Here is a 26,026-nt window from a genome sequence, read left to right on the forward strand (position 1 = left end):
CGCACCAAAGCAATTCCCAAGTCAGCGCCTAAATCGGCTTGGGAGTAGGCGACCATATCATCCTATCGAATCATCGCATGAACATCAACATACCGGGGCTCCGCAACTCTGACGAAAACCATTGGCAGTCCATCTGGGAGAAGGAGCATCCGACTCAATTCCATCGGGTCGTGCAAGAGGATTGGGAGCATCCTGATTGCCATGCCTGGACCACTAGAATGGAGGAGGAACTGAAGCGGTTTGATTACGGGCAGCTCGTTCTCATCGGGCACAGCGTTGGGTGCGTTACCATTATCAAATGGTTTGAGCGGTATGGGCACAGCATAGCAGGTGCCCTGCTGGTGGCTCCCAGCGATGTAGACAAACCCAGTTACCCCAGCTATATCACCGGTTTCAACCCAATGCCTACGCATAAGCTGCCGTTCCCCTCGGTGGTGGTGGCAAGTACAAACGACCACGTCGTGGAGCTGGAAAGGGCGAGGCAGTTTGCCAGTGACTGGGGGAGTGAACTGGTAAAACTAGAAAACGCCGGCCACATCGAAAGCAAGTCAGGTTTCGGGAAATGGGACCTGGGGCTTGAGCTAATCGCGCGTATAAGAAACCAGACGGCTGTCCAGGTATAGCCTTAGGATTCGGCTAAACAACCGCTTGGCTCAGTACATCATACACAACAAACCAATAATCAAATAACACGATGTCAGAAGAAATGAAACAATGCCCAAAATGCAGTTCGCCTTACGGTTACGCAATGGGTGCAGATACCTATGCTTGTCCCGAGTGTGGGAATGAGTGGAATCCGAATGAGGTAGAAGAAGAGGCCGGACTGAAAGTGCTGGATGCTAACGGCAACGTACTTCAGGACGGCGACACGGTTGTTGTCATCAAAGATTTACCTGTAAAGGGTGCTCCGAAACCTGTCAAGGCCGGGACCAAAGTAAAAAATATTCGATTGACAGACGGCGACCATAACATTGACTGCAAAATCGATGGTTTCGGTTCCATGGGTCTCAAATCTGAATTTGTGCGAAAGGCGTAATGGAACCGCTACTGCCCGCACAAGCCATACTCTAGGTGTGCGGCTAAACAGCATGGATGTAGTGTGAGTTGTTTGCCTAACTTAAAGAAGAGTAATTAATAACCCTATACATAGTGCAGCTAGTGGGAGTAGGTACTCCTGCTAGCTAGTAGTTGGCAAAAAGCTAAAAGTATGAAAGAGTTATTTTTGACCATTGTCGCTTTTACATTCTCGATTTATTGTTACTCTCAAAAGTTGGAAATGACTTTAGAAGTAGAGCCTTGTGTCAATGCATCCACGGAGAATAGAGTAAATTTCATTATTGAGAATCAGACCGATGCTGACTATTGGATAAAACCTAATTTCCTTACTTTTTCCTTTAGAGTTTACTCAAAGGACGGAGATACAATTTCCAGAAAGACTACAAAGCACTTAAATCAAGTAAGTAACTCTGAATACATAAAGGTCGGAAAGAACTCAAAAGTGGAAATTGAATGGGTTTCTGATTTTTTTGAGAATTACCAATTTACCCTTAATGAAAAATATTACCTGGTGTCTGGTTATGAATTGACACACCTGACCAGAAAAGAGAAAAAGAAATTTCTTAAATCAGGCCTAAGATTGGCTCCATATAAATTTTCAGGCAAATCCAATCTGTTTGAAGTCTGCGATTTGTAAAAGCCTGTTGCCAACAGGGTAAAAAGCCATACTTGGCTTCGCCTCGTTTGCCTTTTGCACAAGACGTTGACTTTACCCAAGCTACAGCATCCCTCTTTATCCACCTACCGCATAACATGGACCCGCTCGAACTCGGCAAAAAGTACGATAAAATAGCCGCCTGGTGGCAGGACCAGCATATAGACTCGGCCTATGGCGTGGCACAAGTCGAGCGAGCCATTCGTTATACTCAACAAAAGCGGTCTGCGCTGGATGTAGGTTGCGGCAGTGGCGGCCGGATTATCCGGAAGTTGCTTGAGGCTGGGTTCCGTGTTACAGGTATAGATGTCTCGGCCGAAATGCTGAAGCTAGCCCGGGAGCAACACCCTGAAGTCACCTTCCAGCACGACGACATCTGCACCTGGGAAACAGAAACCAAGTACGACCTGATAATCGCCTGGGACAGCATCTTCCACCTACCGCTCTCTAGCCAGGCATCTGTCGTCGCAAAGCTCTGCAGCCTGCTGCAACAGAATGGCATCCTGCTCTACACCTTCGGGAACGGCTACGGCGAACACGACAGCGAATGGCATAACGATACCTTCCACTACAGTACCATCGGCATCAACCAGAACCTGAAGCTACTGCTAGAAAACGATTGCCAGTGCCTGCACCTGGAACTGGACCAGCACCCCGATGAGAAGCATGTCTATGTGATTGCCAGGAAGCTGGGAGAGTTTCAGGTATAGGATAACCTATTTTGCTAGCTTCTTCACCACTTTGGCCAGTTCCTCGGTCAGCGACCTTCTGGAGAATTGGGAGTGGTTGATAAAGGGCAGGTCCAGGTTCGGGTTGATTTTCCAGGCTTTGCTCATCTGCGTCATGTGGTCGAGCATGAGGTCGTAGGCGGTATAATGGAACAACCGGCCTGCTCCGCACTCATCAATGATGCGGTCCGTATCAGAGTGCACCGGCCCCAGGCACACGATGGGCTTGTTAGAAGCCAGGTACTCGAACAGTTTGCCCGGCACGTTGGAGTATACGCTCGGCACATCGGCAATCGCCATCAGCAGCACGGTGCTCTCCATCAGGTACTTTATCGCCTCTTGGTGTGGCACATGTGGGATGAATTCAGTTATACCCAGCACGCCCGACTTCTCTATCCGCTGCTTCACACCCTCCGACACTTTACCCACGAAGCGCAGCTTGTAATTTATCTCGTTGTGCACCGAGCGTAGGTGCGCTATCACCTTCAGGAACACATCGATGTTGTAATTCTCGGTGATGGTGCCGGCATAGGTTATCACGAACACGTCTTCTGGTGGGGCCGACGGATAAACGAAATCATCCTCATCGTAGCCGTTTGGGATGACGTGAATCTTGTCCGGGTTTATCTTGATTGGCTTGTTCAGGAAAAGGCGCTTGGTGTCTTCGCTGGTCACGATGACGGCATCGGCCTGCTCCAGCACCTGCAGCTCGTATTTCTTGTCGATGCGGCTGGCAATGGGCGTGTGGTAAAGCTGGTCGTAGTAATGGATGTTCGTCCAAGGGTCGCGCAAATCGGCAATCCAGGGCAGCTTATACCTGGCCTTCAGCTTCAGGCCAATCAACTGGGTGGAGTGCGGCGGGCTGGTCGTCAAAATAGCTTTGTGCTCGCCGTCTTGCAGAAGCTCATCCGCCTTTTTCAGGGCGTGTTTGTTCCAGCCTACGCGGGCATCCGGAATGAATAGATTGCCGCGCACGAATTTGAAGACCTTGTCCAGGAAAGAATCTTTCGCCTTTTGGTTGGCAAAGCCGCTGTAAGGAATTTCCTTTTTACCCGATAGTTTCTTGTAGTACTCAAAAGGCTCTGAAGTGGCGGTGCGATATACGGCCATACCTTGCGGCACCTCCTGCTCAAACGTAGGGTCCAGCAAAGGGTAGGAGGCTTGCTTCTCGTCCACGGTCAGCACGGCTGGCTGCACCCCGAACTGAGGCAGGTACTTACAGAACTTCAGGCCACGCTGCACTCCCGGTCCGCCGGAAGGTGGCCAGTAATAGGATATATAGAGTAACTTGATTTGGTCAGTTTCTTTCAAAGTAATCAGCAGAGTAACTTCTTTCCCAAATATAGAAAATATTAACAGTAATCAGTATACAGCAATCAATGAACAGTTCATACGTAAATACCAGATGAAGATTCCTGTTCGCAATTAGTTTACCGATAACTATCAACTGAATAACTCATACTTGCAAACTATAGCAACTATTCCTGATATTCATTAGTTTTGTAGGTAAATCCAGAATAGAGAGATGTTTGATAATTTAAGTAACAAACTTGACCGCGCCTTTAAAACCCTAAAGGGCCAGGGAAGCATAACCGAAATCAACGTGGCCGCCACCATCAAAGAGGTACGCCGTGCCCTGGTGGATGCTGACGTGAACTATAAAGTAGCCAAGACTGTAACCGACAAAATCAAAGACGAGGCCATGGGCCGCGATGTACTTATCGCCGTGTCTCCGGGCCAGCTGATGATTAAAATCGTGCACGAGGAGCTGACGGCGCTGATGGGTGGCGAGAAGCAGGACATCAACCTGAAAGGCGACCCGGCTATCATCCTGATTGCGGGTCTGCAGGGTTCTGGTAAAACCACCTTCACGGGCAAACTGGCTAATTACATCAAGAAGCAGGGCCGCGGCGTGCTGGTGGCTGCCTGCGACGTGTACCGTCCGGCTGCTATCAACCAGCTGCAGGTGCTGGCCGAGCAGGTGGGCGTAGAGGCTTATACCGAACTCGAGAACAAGAACCCGGTTCAGATTGCCCTGAACGCCGTTGCGCATGCCAAGAAGACGAATAAGAAAGTAGTCATCATCGATACCGCCGGTCGTCTGGCCGTGGACGAGGCGATGATGAAAGAGATAGCCGAAATCAAGGCTGCCGTGAAGCCCACCGAGACGCTGTTCGTGGTAGACTCCATGACGGGTCAGGATGCGGTGAACACAGCTAAGACCTTTAACGAGCGCATCAACTTCGACGGCGTGGTATTGACCAAACTCGACGGTGACTCCCGTGGTGGTGCGGCCCTTTCCATCCGTGCCGTGGTGGAGAAGCCCATCAAGTTCATCTCGACGGGTGAGAAGATGGAGGCGCTCGACCTGTTCTACCCTGACCGTATGGCCCAGCGTATCCTGGGTATGGGTGACGTGATTTCCCTGGTGGAGCGCGCGCAGCAGGCCTTTGACGAGGACGAGGCGAAGCGTATCAACAAGAAAATCCGCAAGAACCAGTTCAACTTCGACGACTTCCTGACGCAGCTGGAGCAAATCAAGAAGATGGGTGACATCAAGGACCTGGTAGGTATGATACCGGGTGTTGGCAAAGCCCTGAAGGATGTGGAGATTGACGAGAACGCTTTCAAACCGATTGAAGCCATCATCAAATCCATGACGCCGCAGGAGCGCGAGAACCCGGATATGATAAGCGGCAGCCGCCGTGCTCGTATTGCTAAGGGTTCTGGTACTGACATCACACAGGTGAACAACCTGATGAAGCAGTTCAACGATATGCGCAAGATGATGCGTTCTATGAACAAGATGGCTGGTACCAAAGGCGGTATGGCGAACATCGCAAAGATGATGGGACGCCGCTAAACGAATTCGCTATTATGATTTAATGGGGCTATACCTTCCTGTAAGGTATAGCCCCATTTTTTTGTGATATAATCTTTGAGCACTTTGTAGCCGCTATTCTTGCTGTTTGCGCGCTAAGTTGTGGTATAGCCTAGCCTGTGCGGCGGGCGCTTACTTTTCTCCTTGGTGAGAATCGAGGGCCCCTACCCTCAAAGCAAGCAAATGAATCAAGGCGCTCCAAACTCGCTAACCGGTCAGACAGTGGAGCGCCAAGTAGTGCACCTGGCTGCTGTCTTTGCTCCGTAGCTGCTGTTGCAAGGATGTCTGCTATACCTGAACCAATACCTATACCCAGTCTTAGCCTGCTACACCTGCTCACGCTTCCACATCATGCCATCACGTTTCTGTCATTCCGACGAGAGGAGGAATCTGTTACCATTACTGCCGCCGGTGCGAGCGCAGCGGGAGCCGGCGGTGAGACATGCGGGGCGTTCTGCACCTGGCGTTTTCCTCTGGTTTCTTCCTCTCCGCCCTCACATAAAGCCGCATCTGCGCTTGCGCTGGATGTGTGGCCGAGATGGCGTGAGATTCCTCCTTTCGTCGGAATGACAGTTAGAGTTTAAATCCTTCTCTATAGTGGGGCAGGAGTGGGTTAATCAGCCCCGTTTCTCCACCTTAGGAGGAGCAAGTGTGATTGAAACGCATAATCGGAAACTAATACTGTGTCCGATTTACCTTAATTTCCCATGCCTTAAATCCTTCGAGAGCCTCCTCCCGGAGCAACTGCTCCATAGGGATGGAGCGCTTTGACATGTCTTTCTCCAACTCCTCATAGATAAACTGGTCGTCAAAGTCAATTCTGGCGGCATCGGCTTTGGTGTTGGCATAGTATACCTTGCGAGGCCTGGCCCAGTAGATGGCGCCTAAACACATGGGGCAGGGCTCGCAACTGGTGTACAAGTCGCAGTCGGTGAGTTGGTAAGTGCCCAGCGCCTGGCATGCCTTCCGAATGGCGTCCACTTCAGCATGGGCGGTCGGGTCATTGGTGGCCAACACGTTGTTGTAGCCGCGGGCTATAATTTCACCATTCCTGACCACCACCGCCCCAAAGGGGCCTCCAAAACCGGCTTCCATCTTCTCTATTGATAGCCGGATGGCCTCCCGCATAAACTCTTCTTTCTGTTTCGTCATAGTATCTTTAATAGTAATCTCCTTATGGAGACATCGCTTTAGGGTTTCATAAATGATAGAGATTTTTACGTAGGCCTATTGAATAGACAACACTCAAACGGATAACGCATGCTAGTACAGCTTGTTTACTTGAAGACAGTCCTGTTTTGGTTGATGGCAATGGGAACGTTCATAATCCCTCTGCAATCTGAATTGTCTGTGCCGGAGCTCTTGCCCGAAGAAACGGTACAGGTGCAGGACACAACCGCATTGTTGGCCACTACCTGGATTTTACGGCAAAAGGCTGGCTTTCACCCAGGGCGACCGGACTGCGTGTTGCAGGCAAGTGGTGTGGAACTGACGTTTTTTGCTGACAGTACTTTTCGGCTGGTTCAGCAAAACGAATCGCCCAATGCCATAGTAGGAGCGGAGGCAGTAGAAGAGGGGGAGTGGCGACTGAATGCCGCAAAAGGATTGATTGGCGTGCGTACCACGCGTTCCAACGGCATGGCCATCCGGAGTGCGATGCTGAACCGCTGGGAGATTGCCCAAATGAAATCGGGAAAGCTGATACTGAAGTGGCCTGGGTTTGGGAAGCAGTACCTGCTCTTTGAGGAGAAAAAGAAATGAGTTTTGGTATAATCCAGGGATAGCTCGAGAGGTATAAAAACAGTGATAGCTTCCACCACACTTGTGCCCTTTTCACGCATACTCGTAGTGTAAGCTATCCCGACTGTAGCACAGGTCTCATAAGAAGCGGGCCTGGCTGTATCTTTACATGCAAAATAATCGTTGTTACTATATAGGTCTTATTTTGTATTATTGTTATAGTGTTTTAATAATTACGGAGGGAGTTTAAGAAAGGTTGTTAAGAGTAAGCCTTGTCCCGGAGAGCTTTAGTAGCAAGTGTAGAAGTATCTGATTATGAGATTTGTATTATAGTAAGGGATGTCAGTTGATATCTCGATAGTCAACTAACAAATAGCTATACCATGAAAATGAAGTATTTGAATTTTAGCAGCATGATAGCGCTGCTGTTGTTTGTGTTTGTCTCCTGTACCGCCACCCGCGAACAGGAAGTGGAGGGCGAGGTTAACGAGTTCAGGTCGTGGGTGAACATGCAGACCAGCCGCCTGTCCGAGCGCACGGAGGAAGACTGGAAGCAAACGAAAGAAGAGTTCAGGCAGCGCACAGCAGAACTGGACCAAAAGCAGGACAAGCTCTCAGATAGGCTTAAAGCCGATTACCAGCAGATTAAAGAGGACTTCCAAGAGCGCGAGCGGGAACGGGATCAAATGGCCGAGCGTCGCACCCAAAGCATGGAGTGGGAGCGAGAGCTGCTAGGCACCTATGCTGATGCCGCCTCCGTCAATGCTGGGAACATCCGGCAGGCCTACATCACATTCCTGGAGAACGTGAGAAGCAAGCGCAGCAACTGGGACAACGAGGACTGGGAAATGGCCAAACTGGTGCTGGAGGAACTCAACAAGCGTAAAGATGCCGTGGAGGGTGACATCTCTACAGAAGACGAAGTCAAAATAAAGGCGCTGCAGATGGAATTCACCGCCCTGGAAACAGGCGACGACTTGGGCGGCAACTGAAACAGGTGCTGAACGATTAGTCTTCAAGGCTCATTCCTCTATGTAATCTTCAGATTGAATTTTCCTGTTTCGTAGTGACAAGTTGCGTTATCTGTCGTAGTATTGTAAGGGTACCCACTTAGGGTATGCCGTGGCATGGGGCCGAAGGCTCTGGCCACAGGCGCCCACCACTTCGCTTCTCGGCTGGCCGGCTGCAGAGGCTCTTTTTTCGTGTTATACCTGAAAGCAGCGAATTGATATGACGTTTGATATTCACAACACCCCGGAACTATACATCATGAAAGCCTTTGCCAATTCACCCAACGGAGGCAATGCGGCTGGAGTCGTGCTATACGCTGATAGAATCCCACGGGACCGCAAGCAGAAAATAGCTGCCACCCTGGGGCTTTCCGAGACTGCCTTTGTTTCTGCCTCGGAGTTAGGAGATGTAAAAGTGGAGTTTTTTACCCCCGTTAGGCAAATTCCCCACTGCGGGCATGCGACGGTGGCTACTTTCAGCCTGCTGTGGCAAAAGGGGCTCTTGCCAAACGGAAGCGCCATCAAGGAGTCTATAGAAGGGACACGGCAAATCAGCTTTGAGAACAACAAGGTATACCAGGCGCAGCTCGCTCCATCCTATACCTCTTTGGCCGAAGCGGGTGTAGAGCCGGGAGAGGTGGCGCTCGCGCTGGGGCTTCCTGCCGATTTCATCTTTGAGCACATGCCTGTGGTGGCCAGTACGGGCGTAGCGTTCCTGTTGGTGCAGGTGCAAGACATTCCCACGGTTGGCGGTCTGCAGCCCTCTCAGGAGCAAATCAAATCAATCTCTGAGCGGCTTGGCTTGGTTGGGTTCTATGTGTTCACTATTGCCATTGCAGGGGCTGATGCCACTACGCGCATGTTCGCCCCCAGTTACGGCATAGCAGAGGAGTCGGCTACAGGTATGGCGGCCGGCCCGCTAGCCTGCTACCTCCACGACTTTCTGAAGATAGACAAAGCTGACTTCCTGATTCACCAGGGTTACCTCATGGACCATCCCTCCCCAAGTCAGATAGAGGTGCAGCTGGAGTTGGATGAGCAGGGCGCTATCACTGGCCTGCGCGCCGGTGGAGCGGGCATCATCGTCAAGCAGCTCGAGTTGGGAGAGTTCCGGGTGTACGCCTAAGGTATAGCCCTCGGGTTAGGTGAAGACTAGTTGAGTAGTTGCTGGCGTAGTTGCGTTATCTGGCGGGCATGGTGGTGAAAGTGATCCTGCAGGAAGGACATGGTCTGGGTGATGGAAAGGGGCCCAGCGTAGGGGTGCCGGAACAGGCACTTGTCCATCAGTTCCTGCGGCAGTTCCGTTAGGGTATCTTCTAGCCGGAAGCGGCAGTTATCCCATTGCGTGCGCAGGTCAGGGAGCGTCGATTGTTCAGGGACGCTAGCCACCATTTCAGGCGCCTTGAACTTCATGCCGGAATTCAGGGCCAGCTTGAGCAGCAGCGAGCGGAAAGCGTGGCGGATGGAGGCATACCCCAGTGTCTCCTGTTTCTGCACTTTGCGCTGTATGTAACTATTCGTGACTTGCTCCACCTGTACCAGGTGCGCAATGATTTGATTGATAGACCATTTGCCCTCAGCCGGGGTCATGTTCAACAACTCTTCATCCAAGCCCTCCAATTCGTCGAGTAGTCGGTTCCGCGACTCTTCCAGTTTCAGGTATTGCGCTTCTAATCGATGGTTCATAAGTTGGATGTGACTGAATACTGCTGTGTTCATAGGTATAACGGGCGAAATGGGACGAATAATGTAGTGCCAATCTACATAATTTTTTGATAAATACAACCATATGCATATGTTTTTAGGTTGTAAGCGGCTGACAGTAAGTAATGTAAGTAAGTATAAGATAAGTTATATAATTAGATAAGTTCAAATAGAGTTTTCATTCAAGTTGGAATATGGCTTTCTTTGGGCAAAAATCAAGTAGAGCATGATAGTGACAAACGACCCGGTAGGTGCCGCCATACAAGACTTTCTGCAAGGAGAGAAGCAGGCGGAGATAGTGGTGGAAAGCAACCTGACGGAAGATGATGTGATTTCGGTCTCTTACCTTTTCAGAAGCGAGGAGGAGATGCCGGAGCTGGAGTTGCTGGCGCTGGACCAGTGCCGCGGGAACGTGCTGGACGTGGGCGCCGGGGCCGGTTGCCATACCCTGGCGCTGCAGGAGCGGGGACTGGAAGTCACCGCGCTCGACATTTCAACGGGAGCGATAGCGGCCATGGAGCAGCGCGGCGTGAGACAGATGCTGCATGGGGATGTGTTCGCTTTGAAGGGAAAAGCCAGTTATGATACCCTCCTGCTGCTGATGAATGGCATAGGTATAGCCGGCAACCTGGAGGGCCTGGAGCGCTTTCTGGAGCATGCCAAGAACCTGCTGAAGCCTGGAGGGCAGCTGTTGCTGGAGTCATCTGATATCCTCTACATGTTTGAAGATGAAGATGGGTCGGTGCTGCTGGACCTCAACGCGGGCTACTACGGGGAGGTACGCTACAATATGCGCTACAAAGATCAGCAGACCGGTGAATTTGATTGGCTCTTCATTGACCCCGCCATCCTGCAGGATTACGCCGAAGACCACGGCTATACCTTTGAGCTGCTCTATGAAGGCGAGTACGGCAACTACCTGGCCCGGCTGGAGCTGCAAGCAGTTTAACGGGCCGACTTGATTTCTCGCCTGTTCTAGTATACCTGTTCCCGTTCCTTGCTGAAGCCTGCCTGAGGCAATGTTTTGTACCGCTGTAGCATCGCTGTGGCCTCTGCTTCGTATGTAGGGGTTAGGGATTTGAGGTTTGGTACTAAATCATGGTATATGGCAGCAAAACTGAAATCAAGCTGGGAAATCACGAAGCAGACATTCAAGAAATTCATCGATGACAATCCGCTGGACTACGCGGCCATCATTGGGTTCTATACCATCTTTTCGCTGCCTGCCGTGCTCATCATCACCATCCGGATAGCAGGTTCCGTTTTTGGACAGGAGGCGGTACGCGGAGAAGTGGTCAGGCAGGTAGGAGGTATGGTGGGGCACCAGAGCGCTGAGCAGGTGCAGAGCATCATCGAAAACGCCAACCAGTCTGAGGCCAGTACCATCGGTACTATTGTAGGCGTTCTGGTGATGGCATTCAGTGCCACCACCGTATTCGTGGCGCTTCAGGATTCCCTGAACGCCATGTGGAAGGTAAAGGCCAAACCCGAAAAGGGCTGGGTGAAGCTGGTGGTAGGACGAGTACTGTCGCTGGCTTTGGTCGTGAGCTTCGGATTCCTGCTGCTGGTGTCGCTTTCCATCGACGTGGTGCTGGGGCTCGTGTATGACTATCTGCGGCAGGAGCTGTCAGGTATAGCGGTATACCTGGTCACCATCGGCAATCTGTTGGTTTCTGTCCTGATTGCCACCATCATTTTCGCGGCCATCTTCAAAGTGCTGCCTGACGCCAAAACCCGTTGGTCCAATGTATGGGTGGGGGCGGTCGTGACGGCCATTCTCTTCACACTCGGCAAATACGTCCTCAACATCTACTTCCAGCACGACCCGCTCGCCGATACCTACGGCGCTGCCGGCTCGCTGGTGCTGATTCTGGTCTGGGTGTACTATACCTCCATTATCTTTCTGCTCGGCGCCGAGTTCACCCAAGTATACTCCGAAGAGCATGACAGCGGCATCCAGCCCAACGACACAGCCGTGAAAGTGGAAAAGCAGGAGGTGGAGACGGATGAGGACACGGGTGAGGTGGAAGTGAAGACAAAATCCAGCCTGAACTAGGCGCTGAAGGCGTAAAACTCCAATAGGTGAACGTCCTTTGTGCTTCTCCGTACTCTCTAAAATGCTGCAAACTTTCTCGGAAAGATACAGATTCTGCAGGTTGCTTGTATCCTTGGTTTAAAATCATCATCCTATTGATTCACTATTGTGATGCAGCAATTTTATGGCGTACGATATAAACTATCCAAATCTCAATTCTATGAAAAATTCGAAGCTTTTATTCATGTTCCTGTTCCTGATTCCTTTTCTGTATTCCTGCCAGGGAGGCACAGACGTGGTAGAGTCGGGCACTTATCAGGGAACCATCAAAGAGGTGGAGCCTGCCAAGACTGAAATCTATGTCAACACAGACGATGGAAAGACGTTGGAACTTTACTTCACGGAAGCCACCACCTTGACTCATAATGGAGAGACAGTCCCCTTTGAGCATCTGAAGCAAGGTGCCAGAGTGGAGGTGGAAGTGGAGAAGGTAGGCCAGCGCCTGGACCCCAAGGCGGTCCGGATACTGGAGTAACGCAATGGACATCACTGCATGGCGGACGGAGGTATGGCACCCCTTGACGGTGCACTTCCCGGTGGCACTGCTGCTCTTTGCCACGCTGGCAAAACTAGTGGCTTTGCTTCTAAACCCAACCGCTTCCGTGTTCTGGAACCGGATGGGCTCCTGCCTGCTCTATGCCGGTTGCGTGGGTGCCTGGGTCAGCATCTACACCGGCGATTTAGCCGATGGCATCGTATCCCGAAAGCTGTGCGACCCCACCGTGCTGAAAGACCATGAAATAGCGGCTTTCAACATGGCCTACCTCTTTTCTGCGGCCACTGTGTTGGACCTCGCCATGCTACTGAATGTGCTGCGGGTTCAGACAAGGCTGTTTGGCCTAGTTCTGGCTTTGCTGATGGTGACAGGAAGCGGTTTTCTGGTCTATACCGGCCACCTGGGCGCCAGCGTGGTATATGAGCAGGCAGGAGGGGTGAATGTGCCCTCCAGTGACTGCGCCGGATTCTGACGTATAGCCTATAACGACAAAGCGCCCCGGAATGTCAAGTTCCGGGGCGCTTCTTATATCAATGCTACCTATTGGCAGGTATGGGATTAAGCGTTTTTGTACATCACCTGTCTTACTGCGTCCACTGTGCGCTGCACGTTCGGCAGAGATGCCTCAATCAGGGTAGGAGCGTAAGGAAGTGGCACGTCGCGGCAGGTCACGCGCTTCACAGGCGCATCCATGTAATCAAAAGCATTGCTCTGGATGTGGTAAGCCAGTTCAGCGGAGATAGAGGCCAGCGGCCAGGCTTCTTCCACAACCACCATGCGGTTGGTCTTCTTCACAGACTCTATCAGCGTCTTGTAGTCAATCGGGCGAACGGTGCGCAGGTCGATGACCTCAGCGTTGATACCGTCTTTGGCCAGTTCTTCGGCAGCGGCCAGCGCTACTTTCATCATCTTGCCAAATGAAACGATAGTCACATCCGTACCTTCACGCTTGATGTCCGCCACTCCGATTGGAATGGTGTATTCTTCTTCAGGCACCTCGCCTTTGTCGCCGTACATCTGCTCTGACTCCATGAAGATAACCGGGTCATTATCGCGGATGGCGCTCTTCAACAGGCCTTTGGCGTCGTATGGGTTAGACGGAACCACCACTTTCAGGCCAGGAGTGTTCGCATACCAGTTCTCGAAGTTCTGAGAGTGCTGCGAAGACAGCATACCGGCACTGCCAGTCGGGCCACGGAAAACCATCGGGCAGGAATACTGTCCACCAGACATGGACATCATTTTGGCCGCGGAGTTGATTACCTGGTCAATGGCTACCAACGAGAAGTTGAATGTCATGAACTCCACGATAGGGCGCAGGCCATTCATAGACGCACCCACACCGATACCGGCAAATCCCAGCTCGGCAATAGGGGTATCAATCACACGCTCCGGACCAAACTCGTCCAGCATGCCCTGGCTCACCTTGTAAGCGCCGTTGTATTCGGCAACCTCCTCACCCATTAGGAACACGCTCTTGTCGCGGCGCATTTCCTCTGACATGGCTTCCCGAAGGGCCTCTCTAAACTGTATACTTCGCATAATAATGTTTAAATCTCGGTTCTGTGGGTAAAATTAAGATAAGTCTGGCAATTTGCAATGTGCTTTCGGTAGAATAGTACCCGGCTTAGCGCAGGGTAGCTTCCAGAAGCGCGGGCTTGCCCCGGTAGCTACTGAATTCCAGGTCGCTAAGCGCCTTCTCCATAAAGCTACGGTCCTGGCGTATGGCCCGGCGCAGGTGAATGGTCATGCGGCCCTCGTTTTGCTGACGCGCGCCCACAATGGCCAGAGAGTAATGCGCCAGCGCATCCTCTGGCTTCAGCTCCAACGCTTTCTCGTAGTAGCGTATGGCGCCCTCATAGTTCTCCTTCAACAGGTAGCTCAGGCCCAGGTTCATGTTGGTCTGGTAGCTGTCACCGGAGTAGGTGAGGCTTTCGATGGCGTCATCGTACTGCCCGATTTCAATCTCCAGTGCGGCTTTGTCGGAGAATATGCGGTGGAGCATCTCTTCAGACCCGCCCAGTTTGATGGCATAGTTGTAGAACTGCAAGGCCTCCAGTTTATCGCCGCGCAGGTGGTGGGCGCTGGCCAGGGCATAGTTCACCTCTGCCGTCGGGTTACGGAAACTGGCATAGTTCAGGTTGGTGATGGCTTTGGCAAGCAGGGCCTGCTTGGCTTTGGGACGATAATCCTTGTGGGCCATCTCGGTATAGACTTTCCCCAAGTTATAGTAGGCGGGCCACTTGTCGGTTGTCTTCACGGCTGCCTCATACAGCTGACGGCGCTCCGCCAGCAGGGGGGTGAGTGTGGCGGCATACTGCAGTTCCTCTTCCGTGAGCCTGTCGGCACTTACAGTCTCGGCGGCTATACCTTTGGCCAACAGGTATAGCTCGTAGTCTGACTTGCGGCTGCGGTTATAGTCAATCTCGACATTGGCGTAGCGCATGGCTGGGTAGATGTACTGCTCGATATAGTCATAGGCCTGTGTCTTCTGCAGGGCCTGCTGCTTTTCTTTGTCGGTACCAGGCCCTTGCAGCAGCGCAGTCACCTCCTGCTTCTGTTCCTTGGGCAGGGCGGATTTACCTACTTTCTCCAGCAAGGCATCCCAACTGTGCGGTATGACAGAGGTTTTAATATCGACTTTCTTGTTCGAGTAATCGAGCGCCTTCAATTTGCTGCGGTAGTAGTCGGTGAGGGCCTTCGCGCGCTTGGCGGCCAAGTCGGTGCCCTTCTCGTCGGGGGCCTGGCTGCCCGTGATGGTGATGGACTGCTGCTCCACGTTGTCCATGATGTACTGGTCCAGCACAGGCAGGTTCTCGCCCAGGTAGCTCTTGGTGGTGTACTGGTTCTCATCAAAGAAAAAAGCCAGTGTGGCAGGCCCTTCCGCAGTGGCCTTGTAGGTGTCGGGCAGGTAGCCGAACTCGTTGTTGCGCACCATCAGCAGTGGGGTGGTGTTCAGGCCAACGGCCACCTGTTCCTCCGCCGTGTACTTTACACGTTCCTTCTTTTGTTTATCAATGGCAGTGCCTTGTATCAGCAACACGCCTCTGTTCTTCTGAGGTGTATAAGGAAACGAAAGCTGCTTGGTGATGGTGGGTTTGCCGTCCTCGTACAGGTATTCACCCGCATCGAAGTTCAGGGCGCCCACGTGCTCGCGCTTTTGTCCCTCCGCCTCGTACATCACATCAATCTTATATCGGTAATCATCTTTCAGCATCTTCTTGGGCAGGGTAGCCTTCATCTCGAACTCGACTTGCTCGCCACTGGCTGCCAGGGGATTGGGTTGCACTGTTATTTCCTGCTTTTTTGCCTGCTTCACCATGCGGGAGAGGGTACAGCCTGTGTTGGCCAAGGTGAGCAGCAGGGCCACAGGAAGGAGCCGGCCCATTGATTTTTTCACTTGCATCATATACTGTTTTGTGCGTTCCACGTAAAAAAGACACGATAGAGCGTGCTGTTACGTTATGTGACTATGCTTTCACCAATTAATTTTGACGGAAGCAGAATTAATTATTACTTTTAAATTTAAACAAAACGAACTTGAAAAGACTACAATACTTTATCGAATCTCAGGCTTTTGGTGTTTGCACCATGTTGGGAGAGAAGCTGGGTATTGCATCCAGCAGCATTCGCTTGTCTTTCATCTATGTTTCGTTTCTTACCTTCGGGTCGCCGGTGATTCTCTATTTCGTGCTGGCCTTCTGGATGAATGTAAGCAAGCACTTGCGCCGCGAGCGAAGCTCCGTCTGGGATTTATAAATCCCGTACCGTCCGCTTCTGCCGCACAAAATACTCCCACACGATACTTCCTCTGTAAACGCCACGCATCGCCGGAAAATTACCTTTTGGTTGTTGTTCTTTTCTGCGCCTGCGCCAGTATTTGCCGTTGCGCAACACGTCTGCGTGCGCATCCAACACGGCTTTGGCGTCGGCGCGCTGCCCAGCCACCACCATGCGGAGGGCCGCCACCCAATCCAGCAGAATCCGGATGAACAAGGTGGTAAACAACTCAGAACCAGGCAGGTTCTTGTAGAGCAGCGCCAATCCATTGCGGAAGTTCAGGTAGGTTTTGCGCGGGTTAGACTTGTGCAGCGTGCCACCGCCCACGTGGTATACCTGGCTGTGGCCGTTGTACATCACCCGATACCCGGCATTCTTAGCGCGCCAGCAGAAGTCAATTTCCTCCATGTGCGCAAAGAAGGCCGGTTCCAGTCCACTTAACTTGTGGTAAACCTCCGCCCGCACGAACATGCAGGCGCCCGTCGCCCAGAAAACCTCTGATACGTCGTTGTACTGCCCATTATCCTCCTCCAGTGTCTCGAAGAGGCGTCCGCGGCAGTAGGGGTAGCCCAGCGCGTCGAGCAGGCCACCGGCTGCACCCGCGTATTCAAAGAACTCCGGGTGCTGCTGCGCGTTGATTTTGGGCTGGCATACAGCAATGTCCTCCTCAGCTTCCATCAACTGGATGATGGGTTCGGTCCACCCCGGGGGCACGGCCACATCTGAATTCAGGAGCACGTAGTATTTGGCGTCAATCTGCCGCAGGGCCAGGTTATAGCCCTCGCAGAAGCCGAAGTTGTCGCTGTTCTGGATGATGCGGACCTGCGGGAAGTGCGCTTGCAGAAATGGGATGGAGCCATCGGAGGAGGCGTTGTCAGCCACTACAACCTCGCAGTCACCGCTGTTGGCCACCACCGATGGCAGAAACTCCTGCAGATAGCGGAGCCCGTTCCAATTGAGTATAACAATAGCCGTGAGGCTGGTACTAGAGGCCAAAGTTTCCTAAATCTAATCCTGGGATGTTTGGTAACAGGCCCTCTGTGTGCTTCTTCATTTCTTCCTGTGCGCGCTCTCCGGCAGTCAGCATGGCGTTGTTCACGGCCGCCACCACCAAGTCGTTGACCATGTCGCGGTCGTTGGTGTTCATGATAGATTCGTCTATCTCAATTTTGAGGAGTTTGCGCTGTCCGTTTACGGTGGCCTTCACCAGGCCAGCGCCCGATTCAGCGGTAACGGTCACGTGCTGCAGGTTGTCCTGCGCTTCTTTCAGTTTGGCCTGGACTTCTTTCATTTTGCCCAGCATGCCCATCATATCAAACATAGTCTATCTTCTTTTAGAGTGTTTTACGGAGGTAACGGTCAATAAGCCTTTTGGCCTATACAAATATACAAGCATAATTCGGAATGGTATCATGTCAGTGCAAGAGGGCCAACCGCATCACAGGGAGAGCAGCTGAGAGGATAACGGCGCGTTAGCTGATATCTTCCATAGAGATGATTTTGCCGTCCCGGAAAGTGAAAACGGATTTGCCTTCCAGTTCTATGCTGTCGCCGGCTTTCAGGTTCTCGGAGAAATCAACAGCCAGCACCCCGCGGTAAGCGATGGAAACCTCCACCACATCCTCCTTCTCGCTGATGGACGTGATTTGCTGTGTCCGCTCTTTGAACAGCTCCGCTGCCCGTTCGGCCTGCTCCTGAAAGGCAGCTATACCTTTGGTTTCCAGCGTGACTTCTCCGCCTGCCACATTTCGGAACACGATTTCCTGGTGCAGCTGCTGCACCATACCTGCCACGTCAAAATTATTGTAGGCCTGGATGTAGCGCGTTATGATATCTCTTTTATTCATTTGGTAAAGTGTTTACCTGAGCAGGGTCACGGTACCGGTTCTTCGCTTTTTCTCCCCGGCTGTCGTCACAATGTTGATTTCGTAGGCATAGGCACCGGCTGGCTGTGGCTTTCCCTGGTAGGTGCCGTCCCAACCATCTGTTCGGTCATTGGACTGAAAGACGACATGCCCCATGCTGTTGTATACGGTGATGCGGAACTCCCTGATAAACCTGCCTTTGATTTCCAGCACATCGTTGAGCCCGTCGTTGTTGGGCGTGAAGGCAGTAGGCAGGTGTACCTGCAGGGGCTGCCGCACCACTTCGGTGTTGGAGTAGGACACGGCACTGCCACTGCCAGAGGTCACCTTGATGCGATACCGGAGTTCCTGCACCTCATCGCTCAGGTTGCGGTCTGTGAAGGTGTTGCCCGTGGCCGGGTAGCTGGCCTGTACCTGGTTGTTCTCATCCAGCAGCTCCACCGAGTACTGACCCACACCATCCGGAAAGCCGACATAGCCCGTCCAGCCGAGGGAGACGGCCTCCGCATTGTCTGGCGTGGTGACAACCAGGAGCACCGGGCAGCTCACATTACTCAGTGAAGAGGTAAGCTTACAAGGATTTGTATAAGTGGCGCGGTAGCAGGCAGGTGCGGGTTTCTGTAGCTTATCTGTCAATTGGGCTGCTTCAGTTGTCGCTAATTCCTGATAAGGAGAGCCATCCAGGCTGCGCTGGTATTGCACCTGCACGGCCTCGTGGCCTTGGGGCACCGCGAAGAGGAGCTCCACCTGGTTATCTTGGTTATAGGAGGTATAGAGGTAGCCGGCCGGCGGGGGGGTGGTAGAGGTACCCGTGATACACTGCGGCGCGGATACCGACATAGAGGCCCCGTCAGACGAAACGCTGCTTACGGTATAGCAGTAATTCTGCCCGCAGGTCAGGTTGCGGTCTGTGTAAGTCTTGGTGTCGCGGCCAACTTGCTGCAGGCTGCCGCCGTTGCGGCTGATGTCAAAGCGCTGTACATCTGTGCTGGTGGCGGTCCAGGTGAGTGTAGCCAACTCATTCCCAGCCTGTGTATTGAGGCTGATGCTGCTCACGGGGGCGGAGGTAATGGTGAGCGACGAACCGCAGGGGTCGATAGGACGAACACGGTAATTAGCGGCTTCTGATGTGTTTATACCTGTAATACGGAGGTTATTCAGAGTGTTCTGTGAGATGACACCAGTTGTGAAAACGGTAACGTAAGTTGACAAGGCAGGGGAGAAGCGCTCCACTACATAGGTATACCCCGGCTGCAGTCCCCCCAGGTTCAGCTGCAGTTCCCCGTCAGTGGCTTGCCGTGCCACCTCCAGCCGGGCAATGACAGGTATTGTGAGGCGGGGCAGCAACTGGACTGTCTGCTGGCTGGTGTTTTCGCAGGCGGATTCACTAAACTTGCCGGTGATGGTGATGGTTTGGGAAGGAGAACTGCCTGTATAGGTATAGCTTGACTGTATTCCTGCCTTCACATCCCGGCGTATGGTGCCATCGCCATAGTCAATGTCAAAAAGGTCGTAGTTGGTGTCGGTGATGTTGACCTGCACGCCGGCGTTGGCACAAATCGTGGTGCTGAATGCTGGTTCAGGCGCGACCTTCACCTCAATGGTGCGCGGAAACGGCGGACTCGTGCCCCCGCCACCTTCCCGGTTGATAATCTGGGTGATGATGTAGGTGCCAGGGTGGGTATAGGTATACTGGTATTTGCCATCATCCCCTTTTTCTATGAGTTTACCTGCATCGTAGCCGCTAGCGAAGGCTTCGGGGCCCACATAGTAGAATATGATGTCCTTCGGGTCTGTCTTGGTACCGCAATCCACGAAGTAAACAGGTATACCTGCACAGATAGCGTCCACCTCCTCGCCATTCTGGATAGCTTTGAAACAGCCCTGAGACCAGGCCGGGAGCGCGCAGAGAAGCAGGTATAGGACAACGAGTAGTCTCAAGATATAGGTATGGACAGCGTATATTACGAATATAACAAGTCAGGGCACAGGAAGGAAATAGAGAACCAGATTTTGTGCTCCTGGCAGTAGTTGCAGTAGTTTCGATTGGCCAACACTTGACAAAAGCACCAAACCCGCACCGCTATACCTTGTAGCGATAGCTGGTGCGGGCTTAGCTTATGGTGTAGTTGACTTAATCAGCGGCTATAGGTGCGGACAGGTTGTAGGTGCGCAGGAAACCTACACTTGCTTCCATGTCGGGGCGCATCACACGGTCCGTAGAAACGAACGGGACATGGTTACGGAAATCGGCCACCAATTTCTCCAGCACTGGGGCTGTGCGCTTAGGCCTGCGGAATTCCAGCGCCTGTGCTGCGTTGAAGAGCTCTATCGCCAGCAGGCGCTCCACGTTCTGCACCACTTTGTATAGCTTGGTGGCTGCATTGGCCCCCATGCTCACATGGTCCTCCTGCCCGTTAGACGAGGGGATGGTATCGATAGAGGCGGGCGTACAGAGCTGCTTGTTCTGGCTCACGATGGAGGCGGCCGTGTATTGCGTGATCATGAAACCGGAGTTGAGGCCGGGCTCGGCGACCAGGAAATCAGGCAAGCCGCGCGTGCCAGAAATCAGTTGGTAGGTACGCCGTTCGGATATACTGCCCAGCTCCGCTAGCGCAATCGCCAGGAAGTCCAGCGCCAGCGCCAGGGGCTGCCCGTGGAAGTTGCCGCCGGAGATTATCTCATCGGCATCCGGAAAGATGTTGGGGTTGTCTGTCACGGAATTTACCTCGGTCAGGAACACCTCTTCGGCATAGCGTATGGCATCCTTGGAAGCGCCATGCACCTGTGGAATGCAACGGAAGGAGTAGGGGTCCTGCACGTGCTGCTTGTGCTGCTGTATCAACTCGCTGCCTTGCAACAGGTTCCGGAAAGCCTCCGCCGTCTGTAGTTGCCCGCGGTGCGGCCTCACCTGGTGAATCAGGTGATTGAAGGGCTCAATGCGCCCATCAAAGGCATCCAGTGACAAAGCGCCTACCACATCAGCAGCGCGGGACAGGCGGTTGGCCTGCAGCAGACAGTACACCCCGTAGGCGCTCATGAACTGCGTTCCATTCAGCAAAGCCAGCCCTTCCTTGGCCTGCAAGGCAATGGGTTCCCAACTGAACATCTCCAGCACGTGGCGACTTTCCAGCCGATAGCCCTGGTAGTATACCTCACCCAGGCCTAGCAGCGGCAGGCAGAGGTGAGCGAGCGGTGCTAAATCGCCGCTGGCGCCTAATGAGCCCTGTTGGTACACGATGGGGTAGATGTCGCGGTTGTAGAAGTCGATGAGGCGCTTCACGGTCTGGAGCTGCACCCCGCTGTGCCCGTAAGCGAGCGACTGTATCTTGAGCAACAGCATGAGCTTTACCACCTCGGCCGGAACCTCTTCGCCCATGCCGCAGGCATGCGACATCATCAAGTTGCGCTGCAGCTGCTCCAGGTTCTCCGGCGAGATTTGCTTTTTGTACAGCGAGCCGAAGCCGGTGTTGATGCCGTAGATGCTCTTATCCGAAGCGGCAATCTTGCGGTGCAAATAAGCGTGGCAATGCCGGATGCGCTCCTCCGCCTCCTGCGACAGCGCCAAGGTATGCTTCCGTGTGATAATCGTCTCGATTTGCTGCAAGCTCAGGTGCTGGCTGGAGATGTGGTGTACGTCGCTCATGTAATGCTATTTGAGTTTCAACTGGGCAATGATGTCGTCGATGTAAAGCTCGTCCTGCTCGCCGGTCTGCATGTCGCGCAGCTTCAGTTTGCCGGAGGTTATCTCCTCGGAGCCAACCAACAGCACGAATGGGATGTTCTTTTGGTCGGCGTAGCCCATCTGCTTTTTCAGTTTGGCCGCTTCCGGGTATAGCTCGGAGGCGATGCCGGCGTCGCGCAACTTCTGCAGCAGCGGCAGCGCGTACAGCTCTGATTCCCTGTCGAATTGCACGAGCAGCACCTTGGTACCCACCTCGCTGCTGGCTGGGAACAGCTGCAGCTCTTCCAATACATCATAAATGCGGTCCACGCCAAAGGAGAAACCCACACCCGACACGCCCGGCATGCCGAACATACCTGTCAGGTTATCGTAACGGCCACCACCGCTGATGCTCCCCATGTTCACGTTGTTCACCTTCACCTCGAAAATGCAGCCTGTGTAGTAAGAGAGGCCCCGAGCAAGCGTCACATCAAGTTGCAGACGAGGCTGGCCGGATGGATTCTGAGTTATCAACGCATCACTGCCCAGATTTTCCAGGTAAGTCCATACCTCGTTCAGGTCCTTCAGGCCGCGCTGGCCTTCCTCCGTGCTTCCGAGTAACGTCTGCAACTGGTTCAGGATTTCTGCATTCGAACCCGTAAGGTTATAAAGCGGCTCGAGTTTGTCCACTGCGGTCTCAGCTATACCTCTTTCCAACAGTTCTTTGCGCACGCCCTCGGCCCCAATCTTGTCCAACTTGTCGATAGCTACACAGATGTCGCCTTCGCGTCCTTTCTCCCCGATGGCCTCGGCTATACCTGCCAACACGCCTCTATGGTTAATTTTAATGGTGAAATCCGTTAGGCCGAGTGTGCTCAGCACTTCGTCTATCATCTGCACAATCTCGGCCTCGCATAGTAAGGAGTTGGTGCCTACCACGTCAGCGTCACATTGGTAGAACTCGCGGTAACGGCCGCGCTGCGGTCGGTCGGCTCGCCATACCGGCTGTATCTGGTAACGCTTGAACGGAAAGCTGATTTCGTTGCGGTTCATTACCACGAAGCGCGCGAAAGGCACGGTTAGGTCGTAGCGAAGTGCCTTCTCTGAAATCTTGCGCGTCAGGTGTTTGGAGCCTTGCTCCATGTCAGAGGCAGTGGTCTTGGCGAGGAAGTCGCCGGAGTTGAGTACTTTGAAGATAAGCTGGTCGCCCTCGTCGCCATACTTGCCAGTGAGCACGGAGAGCTGCTCCATGGCGGGGGTTTCGAGGGGCAGGTAGCCGAACTTCTCGAAGGTGCGCTTGATGACGCCGAATATATAGTTGCGTTTGACCACTACGGCAGGGCCAAAATCGCGGGTTCCTTTTGGTATGGATGGTTTTTCTTTGCTCATGCTTTCAACTTTGCTGGCGAAGTTACTAAAACAGGAGCAAATGCGGTGCTTGATTTTCAGAAAGCGTTGTCCTCGCCCCGCACCATATTATAAACGGTGTAGAAGATGATTTTCAGGTCCAGGAAGAAGGTCCAGTTCTCCAGGTAGAAGATGTCCAGTTTCACGCGGCCGCGTATCTGGTAGTCGGAGCTGGTGTCGCCCCGGTAGCCGCGCACCTGTGACAAGCCCGTTATACCTGGCTTGATGAAGTGGCGCACCATGTATTTTTCCGCTACCAAAGCATATTCTTCATTCACAAACAGCGGGTGAGGACGAGGCCCCACGATGGACATGTGTCCCATGAACACGTTGAAGAATTGCGGCAGCTCGTCAAGACTAGTCTTCCTGATGAAGGCACCCATCCTGGTTATGCGGGAGTCGCCACGTTTCGCTAGCTGCGATTCGCTGTTCACATGCATCGAGCGGAACTTCCAGCAGCGGAAAGTTTTGTAGTTGATTCCGGAGCGCTCTTGCCCATAGAACACAGGTCCTTTGGAGTCAATCTTTATCAGGATAGCAATAATGGGGACAAACCATGAAAGGAAAAAAACAATAACCAAAGATGAGAAAAGTATATCGAAGGCTCTTTTGAGGGCTTTATTCACTGTATCATCCAATGGGATAGAGCGCGATACCAACACAGGGAGCATGTCGTAAAAATCGATTTTAAGCCTGTTTTGATGGAATGCTCCTGGCTCTGGCAGGAATTTCATCCGGATGAGATGATCATCCGCATAATTCATGATGCGTATGACCTGATTGCGGCTAAGCTCGAAAGAGGAGCAGTAGATATCATCGATGTGGTGGTTTTCCAAATACCCCTCCAAATCATCTATCGTACCTAACACATCCGGCTCCCCTACAGACTTGTCGTCGAAGTAACCCATGAAATGATAGCCATACCCTGGATGCTGGTAAAAGAACTTTTTTAGCTCCTGCCCGGCTTTACCCATACCTACTATAATAACAAACCGCTTGTTATAGCCCTTTTTTCGGAAATAATGCAGAACCAGTATCACAATCAAGCGGTAAAAAATGACGCATCCGGCCAAGATGGCATAATGGTAAAGCAAGAATTTGTGTGGGAGTATGTTGATTGCAAAGATGCTTGTGATTGCCTCTATCAGTAGTAGGTAGAGTAGCATGGCTTTGAGCAAGTCTACCGCCACTTTTTTGATTTGTACAATCCTGTAAAACTTATAGGTGCCGAGCAGGTAGGTACAGATATACCAGGCCAATAAAGAGAACAGGAGGAACTCTAAGTGGTGGGAACTGAAGTAATCGACTGTCAGACCATCAGTGAGATGGAACGCTACAATGGAAGACAAAATAATCGATGCAGCATCACCAGATGCATGCAGCGGTTTAATATATTTATTGTATAAGCCTGGCATAAATAATCAATACAAATATATTTAAATATTAGTATGTGATAAGATTCAAATCAGATTTCACTTGTACAGTGTTCATTTAGAAGGGTATTGATTTATCAGGCCGCTAAATGTCTGCCATATTATAAGATACAATTTGGCTGGTCTTGCTATCCACGAATGCAGAAAGATTCTCTTTGAAATTCTGAATGTTGAATTGCTCGGCATTTGCACGGATTAGGATAGGGTCAAACGTTGCTGCCAGTGTCTCAAACCTTTGAATGGCCTGCGTTAAGGAAGCAACTGTCTGCTGTTGGTAAAGCACACCTGTCTTGCCATCTACCACGGTTTCGCAGGCGCCGCCTTTCCCGAAAGCAATGATAGGCGTACCGCAGGCTTGGGCCTCAACCGGCAAAATGCCAAAATCTTCTTCAGCAGCGAAAATAAAGGCTTTCGCCTTTTGTAAGTGCTCTTTCAGCACCGGAAAAGGCTGGTACCCCAGAAAGGTTACGTTGACGCTTGCCTTCGCTTTTATTTTCTTCAAATCAGGCCCATCGCCTATCACAATCAGCTTCTTGTCGGGCTGCAGCACAAAGGCCTCTACTATCATGTCCACCTTTTTGTAAGGCACCATGCGGGAAGCAGTCAAATAAAAATCTTCCTTGTCGGCGCATACCTCAAAGCTTTCAACATCTACAGGCGGGTAAATGACTGTGGCGTCACGGTTGTACACCTTTTGAATGCGCCTGCCAATGTAGGCTGAATTGGCAATGAAATAGTCTACTCTGTTAGCGGTGGTATAGTCCCAAATTCTGATGTAGTGCAGCATCATTTTAGCTACAAAGCCCTTCAGCCCACTGTTGAGGCCGGATTCTCTCAGATACTGGTGATACAAATCCCAGGCATAACGGATAGGGGAGTGGCAGTAGCATATGTGCAGCTGGTTGGCATGTGTCAGCACCCCCTTTGCCATGGCGTGGCTGCTGCTGATGACTACATCGTAGCCCGAAACATCGAGTTGCTCTATCGCCAATGGCATCAATGCTAAGTAGTTGCGGTAATGCTTTCTGGCGAATGGGAGCTTCTGAATAAATGTAGTGGTTGGCTGTTTATGGAGCATGTGCTTGCGCAGGTGCTCGGGCATAAAATCAACGACTGCAAACAGGTCTGCTTCAGGGTATAAGTTAAGAAGTTGCTCTACTACTCGCTCTGAGCCCGCGAAGTCTATGAACCACTCGTGTACGATAGCAATTTTGAGATTATCCGGCATAGTCAGTCAATAAGGGGCACACGTGCTTCTTCAGGCTAAAGTTTAAAGGCTGTAAATATAGCGGATTTAAGGGACATTTCAGGAAACCTGACCTGTGTTTGAAGCATGCAGCCACTGTTTGCCCTACAAGTGATTTTAATTCAAGCATAGTAATCATCGCTCGAGCCGAGCAGCAATAGACACTAAAACTGAGGTTGCCTCATGAGACGGAGGTATACCTCAACTTGGGAACAGGTAGAGAGAGGCCTGTAGGTAGCCGTGAAATTATTTCATGACCTGTATAG

26 protein-coding genes are annotated in these 26,026 nt (G+C 52.1%); 13 read left to right on the top strand and 13 right to left on the bottom strand.

What is annotated here, in order from left to right; genetic code table 11:
• Positions 1–77: 77 nt before the first annotated feature.
• The 4 genes from B051_RS0106695 to B051_RS0106710 all read left to right on the top strand — a co-directional run bounded on the left by B051_RS0106695 (position 78) and on the right by B051_RS0106710 (position 2,421).
• Positions 78–623: an RBBP9/YdeN family alpha/beta hydrolase gene (locus B051_RS0106695; RefSeq protein ID WP_033316783.1), complete on the top strand. Its 546-nt coding sequence runs from the start codon at positions 78–80 to the stop codon at positions 621–623.
• 71 nt (positions 624–694) lie between these two features.
• Positions 695–1,036, top strand: coding sequence for a zinc ribbon domain-containing protein YjdM (locus B051_RS0106700; RefSeq protein WP_018477414.1), 342 nt, complete (start codon positions 695–697; stop codon positions 1,034–1,036).
• A gap of 171 nt (positions 1,037–1,207) precedes the next feature.
• On the top strand, positions 1,208–1,693 hold the full coding sequence (locus B051_RS0106705) for a hypothetical protein (RefSeq protein ID WP_018477415.1): 486 nt from the start codon (positions 1,208–1,210) through the stop codon (positions 1,691–1,693).
• Between the two features lie 116 nt (positions 1,694–1,809).
• On the top strand, positions 1,810–2,421 hold the full coding sequence (locus B051_RS0106710; RefSeq protein WP_018477416.1) for a class I SAM-dependent methyltransferase: 612 nt from the start codon (positions 1,810–1,812) through the stop codon (positions 2,419–2,421).
• A gap of 6 nt (positions 2,422–2,427) precedes the next feature.
• Here B051_RS0106710 and B051_RS0106715 read toward each other — a convergent pair whose 3' ends face one another.
• A complete protein-coding gene (locus B051_RS0106715) occupies positions 2,428–3,750 on the bottom strand; it encodes a glycosyltransferase family 4 protein (RefSeq protein ID WP_018477417.1) in 1,323 nt (440 codons plus the stop codon).
• A gap of 214 nt (positions 3,751–3,964) precedes the next feature.
• Here B051_RS0106715 and ffh point away from each other — a divergent pair, with 214 nt between their 5' ends.
• Positions 3,965–5,302, top strand: coding sequence for a signal recognition particle protein (gene ffh, locus B051_RS0106720; RefSeq protein ID WP_018477418.1), 1,338 nt, complete (start codon positions 3,965–3,967; stop codon positions 5,300–5,302).
• 693 nt (positions 5,303–5,995) lie between these two features.
• Here the strand turns inward: ffh and B051_RS0106725 are convergent.
• A complete protein-coding gene (locus B051_RS0106725) occupies positions 5,996–6,472 on the bottom strand; it encodes a nucleoside deaminase (RefSeq protein ID WP_018477419.1) in 477 nt (158 codons plus the stop codon).
• 129 nt (positions 6,473–6,601) lie between these two features.
• Here B051_RS0106725 and B051_RS0106730 point away from each other — a divergent pair, with 129 nt between their 5' ends.
• From B051_RS0106730 to B051_RS0106740, 3 genes are all read left to right on the top strand, one after another.
• Positions 6,602–7,081, top strand: a complete 480-nt coding sequence (locus B051_RS0106730; RefSeq protein ID WP_157578663.1) for a hypothetical protein — start codon at positions 6,602–6,604, stop codon at positions 7,079–7,081.
• A 362-nt stretch (positions 7,082–7,443) separates the two neighbouring features.
• The gene (locus B051_RS0106735) at positions 7,444–8,052 is read left to right on the top strand and encodes a hypothetical protein (RefSeq protein WP_018477421.1); all 609 of its coding nucleotides are present in this window, start codon (positions 7,444–7,446) and stop codon (positions 8,050–8,052) included.
• Positions 8,053–8,290: 238 nt separating this feature from the next.
• Positions 8,291–9,196: a PhzF family phenazine biosynthesis protein gene (locus B051_RS0106740; RefSeq protein WP_018477422.1), complete on the top strand. Its 906-nt coding sequence runs from the start codon at positions 8,291–8,293 to the stop codon at positions 9,194–9,196.
• A gap of 26 nt (positions 9,197–9,222) precedes the next feature.
• On the opposite strand, the gene B051_RS0106745 is transcribed toward B051_RS0106740, so the two are convergent.
• Entirely contained in the window at positions 9,223–9,789 is a 567-nt protein-coding gene (locus tag B051_RS0106745; RefSeq protein WP_245539595.1) for a DinB family protein, read from the bottom strand.
• A 211-nt stretch (positions 9,790–10,000) separates the two neighbouring features.
• Here B051_RS0106745 and B051_RS0106750 point away from each other — a divergent pair, with 211 nt between their 5' ends.
• From B051_RS0106750 to B051_RS0106765, 4 genes are all read left to right on the top strand, one after another.
• A complete protein-coding gene (locus B051_RS0106750; RefSeq protein ID WP_018477424.1) occupies positions 10,001–10,723 on the top strand; it encodes a class I SAM-dependent methyltransferase in 723 nt (240 codons plus the stop codon).
• Between the two features lie 156 nt (positions 10,724–10,879).
• Entirely contained in the window at positions 10,880–11,830 is a 951-nt protein-coding gene (locus tag B051_RS0106755) for a YihY/virulence factor BrkB family protein (RefSeq protein ID WP_018477425.1), read from the top strand.
• 199 nt (positions 11,831–12,029) lie between these two features.
• Positions 12,030–12,344 carry a hypothetical protein gene (locus B051_RS0106760; RefSeq protein WP_018477426.1) on the top strand — a complete coding sequence of 105 codons (315 nt, stop codon included), beginning with the start codon at positions 12,030–12,032 and terminating at the stop codon, positions 12,342–12,344.
• Positions 12,345–12,348: 4 nt separating this feature from the next.
• Positions 12,349–12,837, top strand: coding sequence for a DUF2231 domain-containing protein (locus B051_RS0106765; RefSeq protein WP_018477427.1), 489 nt, complete (start codon positions 12,349–12,351; stop codon positions 12,835–12,837).
• An 86-nt stretch (positions 12,838–12,923) separates the two neighbouring features.
• Here the strand turns inward: B051_RS0106765 and B051_RS0106770 are convergent, their stop codons facing one another.
• Positions 12,924–13,907: a pyruvate dehydrogenase complex E1 component subunit beta gene (locus B051_RS0106770; protein WP_026236232.1), complete on the bottom strand. Its 984-nt coding sequence runs from the start codon at positions 13,905–13,907 to the stop codon at positions 12,924–12,926.
• Between the two features lie 85 nt (positions 13,908–13,992).
• Positions 13,993–15,774 (bottom strand): tetratricopeptide repeat protein, encoded by a 1,782-nt coding sequence (locus B051_RS0106775; RefSeq protein ID WP_018477429.1) that lies wholly within the window; start codon positions 15,772–15,774, stop codon positions 13,993–13,995.
• A 131-nt stretch (positions 15,775–15,905) separates the two neighbouring features.
• Between B051_RS0106775 and B051_RS0106780 the strand changes: the two genes are divergently transcribed.
• Positions 15,906–16,124, top strand: coding sequence for a PspC domain-containing protein (locus B051_RS0106780; RefSeq protein WP_026236233.1), 219 nt, complete (start codon positions 15,906–15,908; stop codon positions 16,122–16,124).
• Here the strand turns inward: B051_RS0106780 and B051_RS0106785 are convergent.
• From B051_RS0106785 to B051_RS0106820, 8 genes are all read right to left on the bottom strand, one after another.
• On the bottom strand, positions 16,119–17,141 hold the full coding sequence (locus B051_RS0106785; protein WP_018477431.1) for a glycosyltransferase family 2 protein: 1,023 nt from the start codon (positions 17,139–17,141) through the stop codon (positions 16,119–16,121). The genes B051_RS0106780 and B051_RS0106785 overlap by 6 nt on opposite strands.
• The gene (locus B051_RS0106790) at positions 17,131–17,466 is read right to left on the bottom strand and encodes a YbaB/EbfC family nucleoid-associated protein (RefSeq protein WP_018477432.1); all 336 of its coding nucleotides are present in this window, start codon (positions 17,464–17,466) and stop codon (positions 17,131–17,133) included. Before B051_RS0106790 ends, B051_RS0106785 begins: the two co-directional genes overlap by 11 nt.
• Before the next feature lie 151 nt (positions 17,467–17,617).
• A complete protein-coding gene (locus B051_RS0106795) occupies positions 17,618–17,992 on the bottom strand; it encodes a nuclear transport factor 2 family protein (RefSeq protein WP_018477433.1) in 375 nt (124 codons plus the stop codon).
• Positions 17,993–18,004: 12 nt separating this feature from the next.
• Entirely contained in the window at positions 18,005–19,951 is a 1,947-nt protein-coding gene (locus B051_RS0106800; RefSeq protein ID WP_018477434.1) for a T9SS type B sorting domain-containing protein, read from the bottom strand.
• Positions 19,952–20,144: 193 nt separating this feature from the next.
• Entirely contained in the window at positions 20,145–21,656 is a 1,512-nt protein-coding gene (gene hutH / locus B051_RS0106805; protein WP_018477435.1) for a histidine ammonia-lyase, read from the bottom strand.
• Between the two features lie 6 nt (positions 21,657–21,662).
• Complete coding sequence (gene hisS, locus B051_RS0106810; RefSeq protein ID WP_018477436.1) at positions 21,663–23,063, bottom strand: histidine--tRNA ligase; 1,401 nt, start codon at positions 23,061–23,063, stop codon at positions 21,663–21,665.
• 56 nt (positions 23,064–23,119) lie between these two features.
• Positions 23,120–24,496, bottom strand: coding sequence for an undecaprenyl-phosphate glucose phosphotransferase (locus tag B051_RS0106815; RefSeq protein WP_083919432.1), 1,377 nt, complete (start codon positions 24,494–24,496; stop codon positions 23,120–23,122).
• 103 nt (positions 24,497–24,599) lie between these two features.
• Entirely contained in the window at positions 24,600–25,742 is a 1,143-nt protein-coding gene (locus tag B051_RS0106820) for a glycosyltransferase family 4 protein (RefSeq protein ID WP_033316753.1), read from the bottom strand.
• Positions 25,743–26,026: the final 284 nt, after the last annotated feature.

The sequence above is a fragment of the Pontibacter roseus DSM 17521 genome (assembly GCF_000373265.1).
GTDB classification, from domain to species: domain Bacteria; phylum Bacteroidota; class Bacteroidia; order Cytophagales; family Hymenobacteraceae; genus Pontibacter; species Pontibacter roseus.